The sequence below is a fragment of the Alcanivorax sp. 97CO-5 genome (genome assembly GCF_000524665.1).
In the GTDB taxonomy this organism is placed as follows: domain Bacteria; phylum Pseudomonadota; class Gammaproteobacteria; order Pseudomonadales; family Alcanivoracaceae; genus Alcanivorax; species Alcanivorax borkumensis.
On sequence record NZ_KI965908.1, the window covers coordinates 126205 to 142169 of the forward strand.

Consider the following 15965-nt stretch of genomic DNA (forward strand, 5'->3'; position numbering starts at 1 on the left):
TTTACCAAAAGGTAAAATAGTGTGCAGGCCTTTTTTTCCTTGCCGGTAACGGTAATGATTGGACAGCAATGGGCGGTCACTTTAAGGTTTTTGCAATGAGATCGGGTATCGCCGCTGCGCAATTGAGTGTTGCGCTGGCCTCGCTTACGACAACAACGGAGCTGATATGACGCAGGATCGTCCTTTTTTCCGCCAAACCGGGGTAAGCCTTCTGGCTGTGCTGCTTGTATTGGTGGTGCTGGTTGCACTTGGCGCTGCTGGCTGGTGGGGGTGGCAGGAGTTTACCCGGCTGAAGAACGAAAAGAGCGGCCTTGCCGATCAGGTGGCGACAGTGAAAAGTGAGCTGACCAGTCAGCATCGCCAAGTACAGGCCGCATTATCTGACTTAGAAAAACGGCAGGCCAAGCTAGCTGCGCAGATGACCAACGACCGCGCAGCCTTGACCGATATAAAAAGCGGTGGGCAGCGACTGTGGTTGATCAATGAGGCCCGGGCACTGGCGAGTCTGGCCAGCCAGAGACTGTTGCTTACCCAAGATACGTTGGCAGCACGCCGTTTGTTAAAGGCCGCAGATGAGGTCTTGGCTCGCCTAGGTGATCCAGCAGTGTTGCCGGCCCGCAAAGCACTGGCCATGGATATGGAAATTCTCAGTGGCGCCAGCCAGGTGGATGTGCAGGGCATGGTGTTGCGTTTGGGCGCGTTGCGAGAGCTGGTAGTCGAACTGGCTGTACCGGCAGAAGCATTGCCATCGGAACGTGACCAGCCGGGAGTGGATCAGGGTTGGTGGCAGAGTGTGATCGACCGGATGCCGATAACCGTGCGCCGCCATGACAGTGCGGTACCTCTGCCATTGTCGGGGGAGCAGGCCGCACTGGTGCGTCTGACTTTGGATGGCAGCCTGCAGCAGGCGCAGCTTGCACTGATGCAGGGGCGTGCTGACGCCTACCGTCAGGCGGTTGAAAGTGCCGAGTCGACACTCAAGCAATGGTTCCGTGGTGACGATCCCCGTGCCGCACAAATGCAGACCACCCTGAAGGAAATGAGCGGCGCCCAAGTGGCCCAAGCGTTGCCGCAGATCGGTAATGGCTTGGCGGCAATTGAAGCTCTCAAACGCAAGGAGGGCGAGGCATGAAGAAACTCGTCCTGCTGATTATTATTGCGTTGGTCGCCGCGTTGGCGCTGGGGCGTTGGATGGCAGCGGATTCCGGTTATGTGCTGATTATCCGCGACACCATGTCAGTGGATACCACGCTGGGCTTCGTGGTTCTAATGGCCTTGCTGGGTGCGGTGGCACTGGTGGTGCTGACTTTGCTGGGTAATACGGCCTGGAACCTTATGGAGCCAGTCCGCGCTACCCGTCGCTGGAAAAGAAAGGTGGCTGAACGCCGCTTGCGCAGTGGTTTTCTGCAGTTGGTGGATGGCGAGCTCGAAAAAGCTGAGCGCTTGCTGGCGGCGGCCGGTGAAGAAGGCGACTGGCCATTGGTTGCCTGGTTGTTAGCGGCGGAAGCGGCCCAAGAGCAGGACAAGGTAGATGTTTCGCAGCAGTACCTTGAGCAGGCTAGCGCCGACCGCCGAGGAAGGCTGGTGGCGGGCCTGATGAAAGCCCGCTTTGCACTGGATGATGGTCATCCGGAACAGGCCCGTAGTGAATTGAAGGTGCTGGCGGACATGGCGCCGCGCAACAAACGCATTCTCAATACCTACGCCGAAGTGTTGGAACGCCAGAAAGACTGGCAAACACTGTGCGGCCTGATGCCACGTTTGAAACGCGCCTTTGGTGAAAACGATCAAGCCCGCCGTGAGCGCAAAGCGTGGTTGGCCTGGTTGCAAGAAACCGCCCGCAAACCGGGGTTTAACGATGCCGATAGCCGCCGCGAAGAGCTGCGCAAACTGTGGAAAGACGTGCCGGTTCGTCTGAAAAACGACCCGGCCATGGTGGCCCGTTACGCGGGTTTTTTGGCCCAGCTGGGTGGTGGCCGTGGTGCCCTGAATTTGGTCCGCGAGCAACTGGCTAGCCAATGGGATGATCGCTTGCCGCCGGTGCTGGAAGCCATCGACGATATTTCCCCCGATGACCTGTTGCAGGTGCTAGAAAAGTGGCTGGTAGAACGACCCGGCAATGCGGCGGTTTTGATCACCGCTGGCCGTGTTGCGTTGAAGGCGCGCCTGTGGGGTAAGGCTCAAGGTTTCTTTGAGGCTGCGGCGAACTCTAGTCAGAGTGCCACGGCATTGGCTGAGTTAGCGCGGTTGTACCGGGCACTGGGGGATACCAGCAAGGCCATGTCTGTCTTCGACCGACGTTTGGCTCAGCTTGCAGGGGATCTTCCTGCCCTGCCGCAGCCTGATAAAAGCGTGCAGTAGTGTTCTGATGTCGTTTTGTCGGGTTACGCCGCTACGCAGCTAACACGACCTACAAAAACCGCAGCACCTTGTAGGTCGTATTAGGCGAAGGCCGTAATCCGACAACGCATTAGGGAATGCAGGCAAGCCCCACCTTCAATGAATGGTGGTGGCAATCTCTGCCGCCACGGCCTGCCAGCCCCGATCCAACGTTCTTATCAGGTTGGCATAGCCACCGTTCTCCAGTGCGGCTTCCCATTGAATGCGGCCCTTTGCTACTTCTCCGTTGTCTCCTGCCAGAGTCCATCGCCCGCTAATAACTGCGGCATCCCTGTCTTCGCCTTGCAGTCCTTGAAAACGAGTCAGTTCCACGGTGAGAGTTTGCTCATGACCGGTGGTCATGCGGGCTTCCAGAGCGCGCTGTAACTGCGTGGCCAAGGGCTCGGCCCAGCGATGGTGGCGGGCCACCTGTATTTCGCTGTCGCTGAGTTGCATCACAATTCCGCCCCGGTTCAGGTAGTTAGCCAGCGCCACCTTAATGGTTAGTGGTGAATGCGCGGATAGCGTGGCAGAAGGCAACACATAGCCCGGCGGCGATGGCTGGGGGGCGTGGCTGCAGCTCCACAGTGTGCAGAGAATAGCGGCGATGGCGAGCAGACGGATCATTGTGCGCCTCGGGGTTGGGGGTCGGTGGTTGGGTGGCGCTGGAAGATCAACGCATTGGGCTGTTCATTCAAGGTGTCGAGCAGGGGCTCGGCGCTGTCGAGCAAGCGGTTCAGTTTCTGCAGCGTCCCTTGCAACTCCTGGTAGCCATCGCCGCCGGATTGCCAGCCTTGTAGAGTCGCGTCCAGTGCATCCAGGTTGCTGGAAATTTGTTGGGGCAACGTGTTGAGCGCAGGGTCATTCAGCAAGGATTCAATGCGCCCAGTTACGCCGGACAAGTGTTTAAGATTGTTATTGAGGTTGTCTGCCATATTCTTCATGGGCAGTTCATTCAGCGTTTTTAGCAACGCATGGAGCTGGTCTTCTAACTTACTCAAGCCGCCGCCGGCAACGGATGGCATGACTGGCACGGAGTTATAGGTTGCAGAGGTATCCGTAGTGGGGGCGTTTTGGTGGAACGCTAGGTCCACAAATAAAGAGCCCGTCAGCAGGTTGCCGGCTTTGAGGCTGGCGCGAAGGCCATTGTTAACCATATGGCTGATTTCTTCTTTCCAGGTAGTTAACGCGATGTTGGATTGTTGATTGACCCGTTGCGGTTCCAGGCGGATTAGCACTGGGATCGGGCTGTCGGTCATGGCGTTGGGGCCTTGCTCGGCAAAAGCCCAGGGGACCTGTTCCACGGTGCCAACGCGGATGCCACGGTATTCCACGGGGGCGCCTGCTTTGAGCCCGCGCACACTGCGTTCAACCAGCAATACGTAGTCTAAGGTCTGGGTATAAAGTGCTCTTCGGGCGCTCTCCTGGCTGTTATGCAATTCGAACTGGTGGCCATCTTCCACCGGTGCACCGGTGGCCATGCTGGAATCGGGCACAGAAAAAGAAATGCCTCCACCAAGCAGCGCTTCTAGCGAGCTGAGCTGGGCTTGAAAGCCCCTGGCATCCAGCTGGAAGCCGATGCCAGAGACTTTCCAGAAACGGCTGCTCTCGCTGACCAATACATCGTAGGGCTTTTCGATAAAGAGACGGTGGCGGAATAGTTTGGCTTGGCGATCAAATTGGGTTTCGACCACGCGGCCTACTTTCAGGCTGCGGAAGCTGACCGGGTCGCCGTTGTTGATGTTGGTGCCTGGCTCGCTGACCAGTTTCAGGAATAGGCCGTCGCCCGTTTTCTCCGGCGGCGGGCTGTTTTTTACGGTAAAGGTTTTGGTTTTTTTGCCGTTACTGCCGGGCAGTAATTCGATATAGGCCCCGGACAGCACGGTACTTAAGCCGCTGATGCCCTCACGCCCTACCCGGGGTTTTACTACCCAGAACTGGGCGTCACTAAAGAGCATGCGGTCGGTGTCGGCCTGCATCTGCACGCTGAGCAGAGTATGGCTCAGGTCTTCTGAGAGGCTGACACTTTCTACTACGCCTATTTGAACATTACGCATCTTTATCGCCGTTTTGCCGGCATTAATGCCTTCTGCATCTTCCAGCTTCAACGTAATAATCGGCCCCTGGCTGGAAAGGTAGCTGAACACCAGCCATAGCCCAATGAATGCGGCCATCAGAGGAATCAGCCAGACCGCAGATAGCCGGCGGCGTGACGTGGGCGTGTCAGGTTGGTTCAAGGTTGATGCTCCGGTTCAAGAGTGGGGGGCAGCTGTTGTTGCTGATCCCAGATCAGCCGAGGGTCGAACTGGTGGGCGGCAAGCATGGTGAAAATGACCACGGCGGAGAAGGCGACCCCTCCCATGCCAGGCATCACGGTAAGAATATTGCCCATCTGAAACAGGGCGACAATGATGGCCACCACAAAGACATCAATCATCGACCAGCGCCCAATCCACTCGGTGAGGCGATACAGTTTCATCTGGCTGTTCATATCCAATGCTTGTTGTTGTCGGGAGGCAACACATAACCAGCTCAGAGCGAGGATCTTGCCGAAGGGCACTAGCACGCTGGCAGTGAAAATAATCACTGCGATGGGCCAGTCGCCATGCCGAATAAACAGCATCACCCCGGCGATGATGGTGGACGGCTCGGTCTTTCCCAGGCTGGTGGTGATCATGATGGGGAACAGGTGCGCGGGAATGCAGCATAAGATAGCGGTGATCAGTAGGGCCCAAACCCGTTGCAGGCTAAAAGGATGCCGTTCATGCAAAGGGCTGTGGCAATGATGGCAGCGGTGGGATTGCCCTAGGGGCTGAAGCTGTCCGCACCATTCGCAGCCAATAAGCCCCAAAGCCTGGGCGGTTTTACCCGCGCGGGCCTGCGGCGGCTGTTGCAGGTCGCCGAGTAACCGCTGCCATAAGCCGATGGTATTCATGCGAGTAACGGTAATCAGCAGGATCAGGGCGAAGCCGGAAAAGGTCCAGAAGGCGGAGAGTAACTGGATATGGGCCATGGCGATGATTTTAATCAGGCTTACCAAGGCGGCGATGGCAAAAACATCGGCCATCATCCAGGGCTGCATGCGCGGCAGCCAACGAGCCAGGAACAGGCTGCCGGGCAGCGGCCTGGGGCTAGCCAGGCTCATATGAATCCAGCAGACCGAGAGCAGGTACAAGGCCGGGATTACTACGATGGTAGCCAGAACAATGACCGCAAGCGCAGGGTGGTGATAAACGGCCAGCTCCTGTGCTGCGTCCGTGATGGAAATAGCTCTTTCAATGCCGCTCTTTTCAAAGCCCAAGTAGGGGAAAAGAAGTGACAGGGTGAGTAACAATAAAGCCGTGAATGCCAGTGCGGGGGTGAGTTGATCATCTTGCGCCGGGCGCATCAGCGGGTGCTGGCAGCGAGGGCAGTATCGCCATTGGCCGTCGTGGCGAATCGTCACCTCGCAAATCAGATCGCATTCGTGGCAGGGCAACAATAAAGTCTGATCACCATGAGCCGAGGAGGGCGAGTCCGCCATCGTATTGTTTCCCTAAAATGGAGCAACAAACCGCAAGGTACAAGCTACAACGCGAGCCCGGTTGTTGCCAGCCCGGGGAAGCGAGGGCCTAATGCGTGATGCCGTTTGTAGCTTGAGGCCTGCTGCTAGTCACGTGGCGCGTAATCAAAAACGTCGCAATGAATATTCCCGGCGGGGACACCTTCGGCGACCAGTGCGTCGAACACGGCCCAGCCCATGGGCGGCGAGCCACCCAGAAAGAATAACGGCAGGTCGGGTTCTCCGAGCGCTTCCAATGCGGCTTCGTGCACCAGCCCTTCGGCATGGTCCGGGTGGCGTATGTCGGACAAGGAGGTAACGAAGTCAAAATCGGCTAGGGCTTCCTGCCATTGGGCGGGCAAATGCGGCAGATACAGGTCTGCATCGGTGCGGGCACCCCAGAACAGCCGTACCGGCAAAGAGAAATTCAGCGCGATCAGACGCTCGATCATGGCTTTCACTGGCGCAAAGCCGGTGGAGCCGCAAATAAACCACACCGGATGTTCCGGGGCGCTGTCGATAAAGCGCAGGCCGGCGGGCAGGGTGGTGCTGACGGTGTGCTCGGACTGCAGGCTGGCCATGATGTCTTGGGTGGCGCTGTTGTCATCCCCGTGGCGAATGTGCAATTCGATATTGCGCCCATGGCAATGGTTAGCAATAGAAAAGGGGTAGCTCTCGCCGTGTAGATTCAGCATTAGATACTGGCCCGCATGCCACTGGATTTTCTTGCCTGCTGGCAGGCGCAGCCAGACACGACTCACGTCGTGGTTGAGGGCGTCGATTTGCTGAATTTGGCAATGGATCTGGTGGACCGGCAATTCGCCGGGCGCAGTTACCTCGGGCACATCAATCTCACAGTCGCTGAGTGGCAGGACGACGCAGTATAGCACCCCAGAGGGGTTGTCTTCGCCTGCGTGAATAGTGCGGTTTTTTTGCTGCACTTGCCCATGGCGGAGCTGGCCCATGCAGCGCTCGCACACGCCATTACGGCAGGCGACGGGAAAGCCGAAGCCCGCCTGCTGCCCGGCCTCGACAATGGTCTGGTCTGCGCGGCAGGGGAAGGCGCCCTTGCCGTTGACGGTAATGGTGAAGGTCTGGGTCATGGGTGAGGGAATTGATATTGGAGAGTTCGATAGTCTTGACGCTACCCCCAGCGCAGGCTGGAGGCAGCGTTCGTTATCAATTGCTTTTCTCTTAGCCGCCAACACCAACAAACAGCGCAACGATACAACCCATGCCGAAGGCCCAAACCAAGGTGCGCGCACTGGCCCAGTCTGCCACGTAGCAAAGCGTGAACAGGATGCGGCTGACGACAAAGGCCAGCGCGATGCCATCAATGGTGCCCTGCGGTGATGTGGCCGCCAGGTGGGCAATGATTACCGCAGCGGCAAAAGCCGGGGTGACTTCAAAGCCGTTTTGTTGGGCCCAGTGCGCGCGCTTGCGGCTGCCCTGTAATGTTTCTAGAAATTCGCGGGGGTTATGGTTCTGTTTGGGGCCGAAACCACCTTGAAACTTGGCCAGTGAAGTGGACAGGTAAGGCAAGACGATGGCGGCAAGCACACACCAATAGGCAAGGGTCATAATGATATCTCCAAGGTTTTTTAATGTAATTTTTAATGTAATTAAGGGGCTATGCTTACATGACGATTGCAGTGCAAAGCAAGCGACAAGCCTTAAGCTGGAACCGGAACAAGGCCCTGGCTGCATTTTGTGCTGAGCCGGCAAACCCTTCACTCTTGAGTTCGCCGGCACCGCGTTCAGGTGATAAGCATGCGCTCTTACTAAAACAGAGAGCAGCTTAGCTCAGTTTCTGTCATCGGCCTGTGAGGCTAGCAGGCTGTGCTCAATGATCGCAAAACGATCTTGCCCCCATACCATGTCATCTTGAGTCATAAAGCTGGGCACGCCCCAGCTACCCGCTTCCATCATGGCGTTGCGGTTGTCCTCGGCGAGGTCGCGCCAGCTATCGTCATCCAGCCAGCGGCGGGCACGGTTCCAGTCTAGGCCTGCGTTTTCCACCAGAAATTTCAGCCCGTTATCGCTGGCGGCATTAATGCCCTGGCTCCAGATGCCTACGGCGGCGGCGCGCAGCCATTCGCGCAAGCGCCCTTCTTTCTCGGCGAAGGGCCAAATGGCCATGCAGCGTTCCACCCCAGCACCCACCGGGTCGCAGACCTTGCCAAAGGGCACGCCGTGTAAGCGAGCTTCGCGGGCGGCATCTTTGAGAATATAGAAACGTTTGGCTTTGGGGACGGTGAGCCCACGCATCACCATGGGCAACACCGGGCGAATTTTCAGCGCCAACCCGTAATGATCGGCCAGTGCATAGGTCCGCGAGAGGGCGAGATAGGAATAAGGGCTGCGGAAAGAAAAGTACAGCGTTAGCGGGGCGCCTTTCAGGCTTTCCGGGGTGTCCTTCAAACGTGCCCGCTTGGCTCGGCCGTAGGGCAGCGGCCAGTCTGCACTGCCCAGTCCCAGCGCGTTAAGGCGGTGGCCAAGGTGGTCCAGCCGTTCCACGCTCCAATACCATTCACCGGCGTAATGTAGGGTGCCGGTGAGGTAGTGGCCGTCGTTAAGAAACTGGTCGCGGCGCGCTTCCAGAGAGAGCTGTGCTCGATCGGCCGCTTGCTGGCCATATTCACTGAGCAGGGCTTCGAGTGTGTCGTGGTCGTTACGCCACAGGGCATCGGCCAGTGCGGCGGCCAGGCTCCAAAAACGCTCGTCGCCCTCATGTTTGAGTAGGCAGCGAGTTGCTGCCAGGCTGACTTCCCGCGCAGGCAATCGCCAGTCTTTAGGGAAATCCAGGCCGTGCAGCTCGGCCAGCTGAACCGCATCGCGAGGGGCAAGCTCTGCGAGCATGTCTGCGGCTGGGTACATCTGCTGGTCTAAATACAGCATTACTCGAGGGGTAACGGTAATGCCGAAGTGCTGAGAAAAGCGTGGAAGTACCTGGGCCATTAGCACGGAATAGGGGTCATCAATGCGGAAATAGAAGGTGGCCTGGTGCGGTTGGCGTTTCAGTTTTCGGCGCCACTCCAGCAGACGACGGCGCCATTGCTGTAGCCCTTCGCTGGTAATCAGGCGGGCAAAGTGGGGCATCAGCTTGTGTTTGATGCTCATGGGCTAGGCTGCTCCTTTTAGCCGAGAGGGCGTCGAGATTCCGCTAGGCTACACTTCTACAGCAGGGCCTCAAAGAGGGATGTAACCCGTTTGTCTTATTGTGTAGGGCCGTGACGAAGAGGCCTAAAAAAGGCGACCTGATGGTCGCCTTGATGATTTAGCTTATTCGCCGATTTGGCTCAAGTCACGCACTGCGCCGCGGTCTGCACTGGTGGTGAGTGCGGCGTAGGCTTTCAGGGCGGTGGAAACACGGCGTGGGCGAATTTCCTTGGGCTTGTAGGCCAGCTTGCCACGGTTTTCCATGTGAGTGCGGCGGTGCGCCAGCTCTTCATCGCTGATATCCAGATGGATGGTGCGGTTGGGAATATCGATATTGATAGTGTCGCCTTCATTCACCAGGGCAATGGCGCCGCCCTCTGCGGCTTCCGGGGACGCATGGCCAATGGACAGGCCGGAGGTGCCGCCGGAGAAACGGCCATCGGTGAGCAGCGCACATTCCTTGCCCAGCCCTTTGGATTTCAAGTAGCTGGTGGGATAGAGCATTTCCTGCATGCCCGGGCCGCCTTTGGGGCCTTCGTAGCGAATTACCACCACATCGCCGGCAACGATCTGATCACCGAGGATGGCGCGAACCGCTGAATCCTGGGATTCGAATACTCGGGCGCGGCCGGTGAAGGTGAGAATGGAATCATCCACCCCGGCGGTTTTCACGATGCAACCGCGCTCGGCGATGTTGCCGTACAACACGGCTAGGCCGCCGTCCTTACTGTAGGCATTTTCGTAATTGCGGATACAGCCGTTTTCGCGGTCGTCATCCAGGCTTTCCCAGCGCGTTTCCTGGCTAAAGGCCGTCTGGGTGGGGATGCCTGCCGGGCCGGCGGTGAACATCTTTTTCACGCCTTCATCCTGGGTGCGCATGATGTCGTAATGCTCCAGGGCTTCGGCCACAGAGGCCGAGTGCACCATGGGAATGTCGCGGTTGAGCAGGCCAGCCCGGTCCAGTTCGCCGAGAATGCCCATCACACCACCGGCACGGTGCACATCTTCCATATGGTATTTCTGGGTGGCGGGGGCCACTTTCGACAAGCACGGCACCTTACGGCTTAGGCGGTCGATGTCTTCCATGGTGAAGTCCACTTCGCCTTCCAGTGCTGCGGCTAGCAAGTGCAGCACGGTGTTAGTGGAGCCGCCCATGGCGATGTCCAAGCTCATGGCGTTTTCGAACGCTTTCACTGAAGCGATATTGCGCGGCAGCAAGGCCTCTTCGTCCTGCTCGTAGTAGCGTCGGGTAACGTCCACGATGCGCCGGCCCGCTTCCAGGAACAGTTCGCGGCGGTCCGCGTGGGTAGCCAGCAGTGAGCCGTTACCGGGCAACGACAGGCCCAGTGCCTCGGTTAGGCAGTTCATGGAATTGGCGGTGAACATGCCGGAGCACGAGCCGCAGGTGGGGCAGGCGGAACGCTCCACTTCGTTCAGGGTTTCTTCGTCCACGCTGTCATCGGCGGCCATCACCATGGCGTCTACCAGGTCCAGCTTGCCCTCGGCCAGCTTGGTTTTGCCCGCTTCCATGGGGCCACCGGACACGAAGATCACCGGAATATTCAGGCGCATGGATGCCATCAGCATGCCAGGAGTGATCTTGTCGCAGTTAGAGATGCAGACAAGGGCGTCGGCGCAGTGGGCGTTAACCATGTACTCCACGGAATCCGCAATGATGTCGCGGCTGGGCAAAGAATAGAGCATGCCGTCGTGGCCCATGGCGATGCCGTCATCCACCGCAATGGTATTGAATTCCTTGGCGATGCCGCCGGCCTTCTCGACTTCACCGGCCACCAGCTGGCCCATGTCCTTCAGGTGCACATGGCCCGGTACGAACTGGGTAAAGGAGTTGGCGATGGCAATAATCGGTTTACCGAAGTCCCCGTCCTTCATGCCCGTGGCGCGCCACAGGGCACGGGCGCCAGCCATATTGCGGCCATGGGTGGTGGTGCGGGAGCGATACTGCGGCATGGGAACCTCGTTAATGGTCAATAGCGGGACATAGGGACGGCATTGTAACCCACAGACCCACACTGTTGGAGCCTTGCTCGCACGGCGAAAGGGCTCAGGCGCTCCGGTAATGCAGAAGCTAACCTGCATAGAGCCAGAGCAGCCCTTCACTCGCACGCCAGTTGGAAATGTAGGATATGGCTTACATATTTTTATAAATTGCTGAGATAGAGTGAATTTTTCCGTTAAGCACGAAGAGCTGAGAAATGGGGTTTTCTCCTTCGTTATACAAAGTTAATAACGGCGATATGAAGCCGGCGCGGTCATTGGATGTTCGAGCCGGATCTCTAATGCCTGTTAAGTTCCACGAGGACTGAATGTGGCTCAGATTAAAATATATGGCTTAAAGCCTAATCTCGACGAAAACAGAGCTTTAATATCTGCCTCCGTGCATAACGCTGTAATGTCCGCGCTCAATTATCCACCAGAGAAGAAATTCCATAGATTCATTACCCTTGAGCCAAGTGAATTTATCTACCCTGGCGATCGGTCAGAAAAATATATAATAGTTGAAATATCAATGTTTGAGGGGCGTTCTGTTGAGGCAAAAAAAGCCCTCATAAAAAGCATATTCTCAAATATTAATAAGCAGGTTGGTATTACGCTCCAAGATATTGAAATCACATTATTTGAAACTCCAAAGGAGAATTGGGGGATTCGCGGTTTGCCGGGTGACGAGCTGGCGCTGGGATATACCGTTGAGGTGTGAAAGTTTAACAAGTAGCCCCGCCGGGTTGTGTTGCTCCCCCGCTTTAGTGGGCGCCTTCTCTTAACCAGAGGAAGAAAATGCCCCGATACAAGAATCCCAGAAAAGACTGTATCTCCGGGTTCGTTCAGTCTGGTAACGATAGTGATTAGTGCGCAGCTAAGCACGGAACTGATCAAGAAGCCTTACGGGCTTAGCAGGAATGGAAACTGGAATATCTGTGGTTCTATTGCTCATAGCGTTTTCCTTCCCCATAGCAGGCTGGGGCTATGGGAACCCGTGCTCAACAGAACGGGGCGCAAATGCGTGTAGGAGAGAGCTTAAAACTCGCTAAGTCGTTGATCGTTGGTTCAGGTTGCGACTTAAATGTGCCTGAACTCCCCGGAAATAGGCCGCTCGTTCGAGTTTTGTCAGATGGGAAAGGTTCTCACTTTTTGGCTAAGTTGCTAAAGGTTATGGGTTTATCGGAATTATATGCGGTGGCCGGCTAAGAAATATGTCGAAAAAAGATATGTCGAAACGTTCGACTGAATACGCTGTTAAGCGCCTGTAATCAGTAAGCAAGGATGTAGAATGACTCAAGCAGAAATTATCGTATTCGCAAACTCTGTTAAACACGGTCAGCATTGCGTTGCTGGCAAGTGCATAAATACAGGGAATTGGATTCGGCCAGTTTCTAATACAAATGGTGCCGAACTAAGTCATGAACAAGCTAAATATCAAAATCCTTATGGCACTTTTTGTGTTAAGCCTCTTCAAAAAATTAGAATGGGGTTTTCGCAACATGCTCCCCTTTCACATCAACCAGAAAATTATCTCATCGATGGTAACTTGTGGCGCCAAAACTATTCGATTAGCGAAGCGGAATTAGTAGCTTATCTCGACACTCCTGATGATCTATGGGGCCATGAAAATAGAGTGCAGCACAGTCTAATCACTATGGGTCTTTATAGTATTGATCAATCTCTTTATCTCGTGCAGGTTGATAATCTCAATTTATATACTACTGGAGATGAGAAAAGACGAGCTTCATTTAACTACAATGGGAGTGGTTACGATTTAGCTGCTACTGATCCAAAATTTGATGATATATTGCGAGAGCGGCGTGAAGTAAACGGTATTCTTTGTATTAGTTTAGGTGAAGAATATCAAGGATATTGCTACAAGCTAGTAGCCACAATTTTTTAAGGTCTTACATGGATATATATACGATCGGGTTTACAAAAAAAAATGCCGAAACATTTTTTAATTTTTTAAAGATGTCGAATGTTAAAACACTAATCGATGTTCGTTTGAATAACGTGTCTCAATTGGCTGGTTTTGCTAAGAGGGATGATTTGAAATTCTTTTTAAATGAACTTTGTGGCGCAGATTACGTGCACTCCCCTGAACTAGCCCCCACTAAAGATATTTTAAATGCCTACAAGAAAGGTGATATGCCTTGGGAAGTGTATGAGGATAAATTTTTAAACTTGATGGGGCAGAGAAATATTGAGAAATCAATAAAACCAGCATTACTTGATCATGGTTGTTTATTGTGCAGCGAGCATGAGCCGCATCTTTGCCATAGAAGGCTTGTGGTTGAGTTTCTTAATCAACATTCAGATCTAGATTTAAAAGTTAAGCATTTATACTAATGGCTACTGTATTAGTTCTTTATCCGAAGCTCTTTAATTGCTATTCAAAGTTTTCGCGAAAGGTTATGAAAATAACCTCGAGCCTTGGCACGGTCAGATTGGTGTACCCATCTGATCCAAATGGTTTAATTGCAAAGCTCTGTGATGAATCATCAGATGACATAACAAGCATGGAGTTAGCTAGCTGGACTCCCAAAGATATAACTCACGCCATTGTTTTCGACGATGGTGAAGAGTTCACGGAAGAAACAGCGACACTAAAAGAAAGCGGAAAGCCATTAAGGGTTATTGGAGTTTCAATAACACGAGTTATAAATATTAAAACCGAAACAGAATACCAATCAGATAAAAGTACACCGAATTATGAGTATATAGGAAGGGGCTCCTATTGGGGGAATCCTTACTCAATGTATGAGGAGGGCGATGATCGTGAGGAGGTTATACGAAAATACAAGTATGACTTTGATTACGAGAAATTCCCAAACAAGGAGAAGTCTGAAGTATTCAAGTTAGCAGGAAAGCGTTTGGGCTGCTTTTGTAAGCCACAAGCCTGTCATGGTGATGTTCTTGCAGATTTTCTAAATTCGTGGGACGACGGAAAGTGAGCGCTTAACAAGGCGCTGCAACCGACAGCCAAAACTGCCACTCGTTTTTGCGTACCGCAAAACAAGCGCCATTTTTGTCTGCGGCTGAGCGCGGCGTTATAACCCAGGAGAGTAATGAGTAAATTTTCGGAGTTAGATGAAAATGCTTTCTTATTGTCTGTGCTTGAAGATGGAGTAGCGGCTTTTTCTGACATAAAATTTGATAGGTTAGCTATAGAGTTACCTGAAAATATTGAACTATCTGAATATCAATATTACATTCAAAAAGTAGGTTTCTACTTAGTCCATACAATCTCTTGGTGTAAACAACTCGATTTGGCTATCGAGTTGTTATCGAATTTTGATTACTCAAAGAAAGAAGCTTCAAGGGCAGAGCATCTAATTTACAATATTGAGAATTACCTAATTCGTATAAAGTCTGTACATGATCGAGTTCTTCAACTTGTAAATGCTGTATTTCACCTGTGTATTAATGAAGCTAATGTAAGTCATGGCGTAATAGTCAGTAATTACAAAGTTCAGCACCGCCCAGAAATCCTTAAGGCTGTTAAAGCCATAAGTAAATATCTTAGTGAGCACGAGCAAATAAGGCATACGCTCATTCATCGTCATTCGTTACTTGATAGAGACTTAAAGAAAATTGAATTGTTCTATTTAAACAATTTCGAGCACATAGATAATGAGGAGCAGGTCAAGAGATATAAGTACGTACGGACTGAACATCTTAAAAGGTTTTTATTTGATAAAAAGTCTGAATTCAAAGAAATAAACGGCGCCCTATACACTCTAATTAGCACTCTATTTTTAGAGCTTAATCCAGAGTACGAGAGGCAAAAAAAGATTGTCAGTTAGAAGTTATAACAAGGCGCTGCTACGGAAAATTTGCTCGCTGGAGCTTCTGAATTTCTGCAGAGCTTGGCGTTATGACTCACGACTATTTACCAACCAAGGAAGATGTATGAATAAAATAGCAATAGTGGTTTTAATTACACTAATATCGGGATGTAGTGCAAATAGAATTTGGTATGGCTCCGATGTCGCTAGGCTTTCCTATGTGAAAGTTAATGGAGTAGTGGATGATCAGGGAAATATAAAGGACATTGAACTCAAAAAAGCAGTAGGGCCTGAAGATGAGAATACAGTGGATGAAAAGCATATAGGGGCATTAATTGCTTGGTCGCCTGAGTTCAATGCTGCGTTTATCTCACGGGGTGGTAAAGGCTGTATTCAGCCAGCTACCTATTCAAAAAACAATTCTGGAAGCGCGGAATTGCCTGCCGAAATAATAAGTTCAGGGGTAGCAAGTGGCTCCATAAAAGGTGACTTTTCTCAAGCTCTTGAAAAACTGATTACCGTTAGCGATCAATCGACATTTTTAAGCATCGGTGTTTACGGTCTTTGCCAGCTTCACGCAAATGGTGGATTAACACAGACGCAGCTAGCTGAATTAACTCAGGAGTTATTTGAAAAAGCATCTACTGCTAATGGCTCTGATAAAAGTAAAAACATTGAGAATACTGAAAGTGGTGCTGAAGTAGAAACCGCTGAAGGCAATGACCCAAGCTAAGTCATAACAAGTCAAAGCACTCGGACTTGGTAAAGCTGTCACCTTTTTTGTTCCAAAAAAGCAGCCAACTTCACCAAGCCAGTGTTTGAGGCGTTAAGTCACGAGGAGATAGCGGTGGATAAGTCATCCGTTGTAAAGGTGCGTGGCGTTTCATATGACAATGAAGACGGAGTGTCTCGACAAGACCTAATCGCGAAATGCCGTCGGAACGATTCGTTGACCCTCAGGGCGGACCCGGACAACGCTCATGATCGTCACGCCGTAGCCGTGCTGAATAACGAAGGAGCACCACTCGGCTGGTTGAAATCAGACGCTAGAGACGCTGCTTCGATCCTGTAATCCCCCCGAAAATTAATCGAGG

16 protein-coding genes are annotated in these 15965 nt (G+C 53.0%); 9 read left to right on the forward strand and 7 right to left on the reverse strand.

Annotation, left to right across the window (positions count from 1 at the left end; genetic code table 11):
• Positions 1-166: 166 nt before the first annotated feature.
• The gene (locus Y017_RS14755; protein WP_011589594.1) at positions 167-1132 is read left to right on the forward strand and encodes a uroporphyrinogen-III C-methyltransferase; all 966 of its coding nucleotides are present in this window, start codon (positions 167-169) and stop codon (positions 1130-1132) included.
• On the forward strand, positions 1129-2361 hold the full coding sequence (locus tag Y017_RS14760; RefSeq protein WP_035461780.1) for a heme biosynthesis HemY N-terminal domain-containing protein: 1233 nt from the start codon (positions 1129-1131) through the stop codon (positions 2359-2361). Before Y017_RS14755 ends, Y017_RS14760 begins: the two co-directional genes overlap by 4 nt.
• A gap of 135 nt (positions 2362-2496) precedes the next feature.
• Here the strand turns inward: Y017_RS14760 and Y017_RS14765 are convergent, their stop codons facing one another.
• The 7 genes from Y017_RS14765 to ilvD form a co-directional block, all read right to left on the reverse strand.
• Entirely contained in the window at positions 2497-3006 is a 510-nt protein-coding gene (locus Y017_RS14765) for a membrane integrity-associated transporter subunit PqiC (protein ID WP_035461782.1), read from the reverse strand.
• Complete coding sequence (gene pqiB / locus Y017_RS14770) at positions 3003-4616, reverse strand: intermembrane transport protein PqiB (protein ID WP_011589591.1); 1614 nt, start codon at positions 4614-4616, stop codon at positions 3003-3005. The genes Y017_RS14765 and pqiB overlap by 4 nt, the downstream gene beginning before the upstream one ends.
• Positions 4613-5902, reverse strand: coding sequence for a paraquat-inducible protein A (locus tag Y017_RS14775; protein ID WP_035461783.1), 1290 nt, complete (start codon positions 5900-5902; stop codon positions 4613-4615). Before Y017_RS14775 ends, pqiB begins: the two co-directional genes overlap by 4 nt.
• A gap of 125 nt (positions 5903-6027) precedes the next feature.
• Positions 6028-7023: a 2Fe-2S iron-sulfur cluster-binding protein gene (locus tag Y017_RS14780; protein ID WP_035461785.1), complete on the reverse strand. Its 996-nt coding sequence runs from the start codon at positions 7021-7023 to the stop codon at positions 6028-6030.
• 91 nt (positions 7024-7114) lie between these two features.
• The gene (locus Y017_RS14785; RefSeq protein WP_035461786.1) at positions 7115-7501 is read right to left on the reverse strand and encodes an MAPEG family protein; all 387 of its coding nucleotides are present in this window, start codon (positions 7499-7501) and stop codon (positions 7115-7117) included.
• 222 nt (positions 7502-7723) lie between these two features.
• Positions 7724-9040 (reverse strand): 2-hydroxychromene-2-carboxylate isomerase, encoded by a 1317-nt coding sequence (locus tag Y017_RS14790; protein WP_011589587.1) that lies wholly within the window; start codon positions 9038-9040, stop codon positions 7724-7726.
• A 162-nt stretch (positions 9041-9202) separates the two neighbouring features.
• Positions 9203-11050 (reverse strand): dihydroxy-acid dehydratase, encoded by a 1848-nt coding sequence (gene ilvD, locus Y017_RS14795; RefSeq protein WP_035461788.1) that lies wholly within the window; start codon positions 11048-11050, stop codon positions 9203-9205.
• A gap of 358 nt (positions 11051-11408) precedes the next feature.
• On the opposite strand from ilvD, the gene Y017_RS14800 reads away from it, so the two are divergent.
• The 7 genes from Y017_RS14800 (at position 11409) to Y017_RS15605 (ending at position 15943) form a co-directional block, all read left to right on the forward strand.
• Entirely contained in the window at positions 11409-11798 is a 390-nt protein-coding gene (locus tag Y017_RS14800) for a tautomerase family protein (RefSeq protein ID WP_035461791.1), read from the forward strand.
• Positions 11799-12368: 570 nt separating this feature from the next.
• Complete coding sequence (locus Y017_RS14805; RefSeq protein ID WP_035461793.1) at positions 12369-12983, forward strand: hypothetical protein; 615 nt, start codon at positions 12369-12371, stop codon at positions 12981-12983.
• An 8-nt stretch (positions 12984-12991) separates the two neighbouring features.
• On the forward strand, positions 12992-13432 hold the full coding sequence (locus tag Y017_RS14810; protein ID WP_035461795.1) for a DUF488 family protein: 441 nt from the start codon (positions 12992-12994) through the stop codon (positions 13430-13432).
• 65 nt (positions 13433-13497) lie between these two features.
• The gene (locus Y017_RS14815) at positions 13498-14037 is read left to right on the forward strand and encodes a DUF4326 domain-containing protein (protein ID WP_231483550.1); all 540 of its coding nucleotides are present in this window, start codon (positions 13498-13500) and stop codon (positions 14035-14037) included.
• Positions 14038-14151: 114 nt separating this feature from the next.
• A complete protein-coding gene (locus Y017_RS14820; RefSeq protein WP_035461800.1) occupies positions 14152-14889 on the forward strand; it encodes a Cthe_2314 family HEPN domain-containing protein in 738 nt (245 codons plus the stop codon).
• A 106-nt stretch (positions 14890-14995) separates the two neighbouring features.
• Entirely contained in the window at positions 14996-15604 is a 609-nt protein-coding gene (locus tag Y017_RS14825) for a hypothetical protein (protein ID WP_035461802.1), read from the forward strand.
• A gap of 138 nt (positions 15605-15742) precedes the next feature.
• Positions 15743-15943, forward strand: a complete 201-nt coding sequence (locus Y017_RS15605) for an HIRAN domain-containing protein (RefSeq protein WP_369751982.1) — start codon at positions 15743-15745, stop codon at positions 15941-15943.
• Positions 15944-15965 lie beyond the last annotated feature (22 nt).

What these genes read in the sequence shown, in the direction of transcription:
- Y017_RS14820 (WP_035461800.1), top strand. Translation starts at nt 14,152, where the DNA reads ATGAGTAAATTTTCGGAGTTAGATGAAAATGCTTTCTTATTGTCTGTG.
- ilvD (WP_035461788.1), bottom strand. Translation starts at nt 11,050, where the DNA reads ATGCCGCAGTATCGCTCCCGCACCACCACCCATGGCCGCAATATGGCT.
- Y017_RS14780 (WP_035461785.1), bottom strand. Translation starts at nt 7,023, where the DNA reads ATGACCCAGACCTTCACCATTACCGTCAACGGCAAGGGCGCCTTCCCC.
- Y017_RS14810 (WP_035461795.1), top strand. Translation starts at nt 12,992, where the DNA reads ATGGATATATATACGATCGGGTTTACAAAAAAAAATGCCGAAACATTT.
- Y017_RS14805 (WP_035461793.1), top strand. Translation starts at nt 12,369, where the DNA reads ATGACTCAAGCAGAAATTATCGTATTCGCAAACTCTGTTAAACACGGT.
- Y017_RS14775 (WP_035461783.1), bottom strand. Translation starts at nt 5,902, where the DNA reads ATGGCGGACTCGCCCTCCTCGGCTCATGGTGATCAGACTTTATTGTTG.
- Y017_RS14815 (WP_231483550.1), top strand. Translation starts at nt 13,498, where the DNA reads ATGAAAATAACCTCGAGCCTTGGCACGGTCAGATTGGTGTACCCATCT.
- Y017_RS14785 (WP_035461786.1), bottom strand. Translation starts at nt 7,501, where the DNA reads ATGACCCTTGCCTATTGGTGTGTGCTTGCCGCCATCGTCTTGCCTTAC.
- Y017_RS14790 (WP_011589587.1), bottom strand. Translation starts at nt 9,040, where the DNA reads ATGAGCATCAAACACAAGCTGATGCCCCACTTTGCCCGCCTGATTACC.
- Y017_RS14825 (WP_035461802.1), top strand. Translation starts at nt 14,996, where the DNA reads ATGAATAAAATAGCAATAGTGGTTTTAATTACACTAATATCGGGATGT.
- Y017_RS14760 (WP_035461780.1), top strand. Translation starts at nt 1,129, where the DNA reads ATGAAGAAACTCGTCCTGCTGATTATTATTGCGTTGGTCGCCGCGTTG.
- Y017_RS14765 (WP_035461782.1), bottom strand. Translation starts at nt 3,006, where the DNA reads ATGATCCGTCTGCTCGCCATCGCCGCTATTCTCTGCACACTGTGGAGC.
- Y017_RS14755 (WP_011589594.1), top strand. Translation starts at nt 167, where the DNA reads ATGACGCAGGATCGTCCTTTTTTCCGCCAAACCGGGGTAAGCCTTCTG.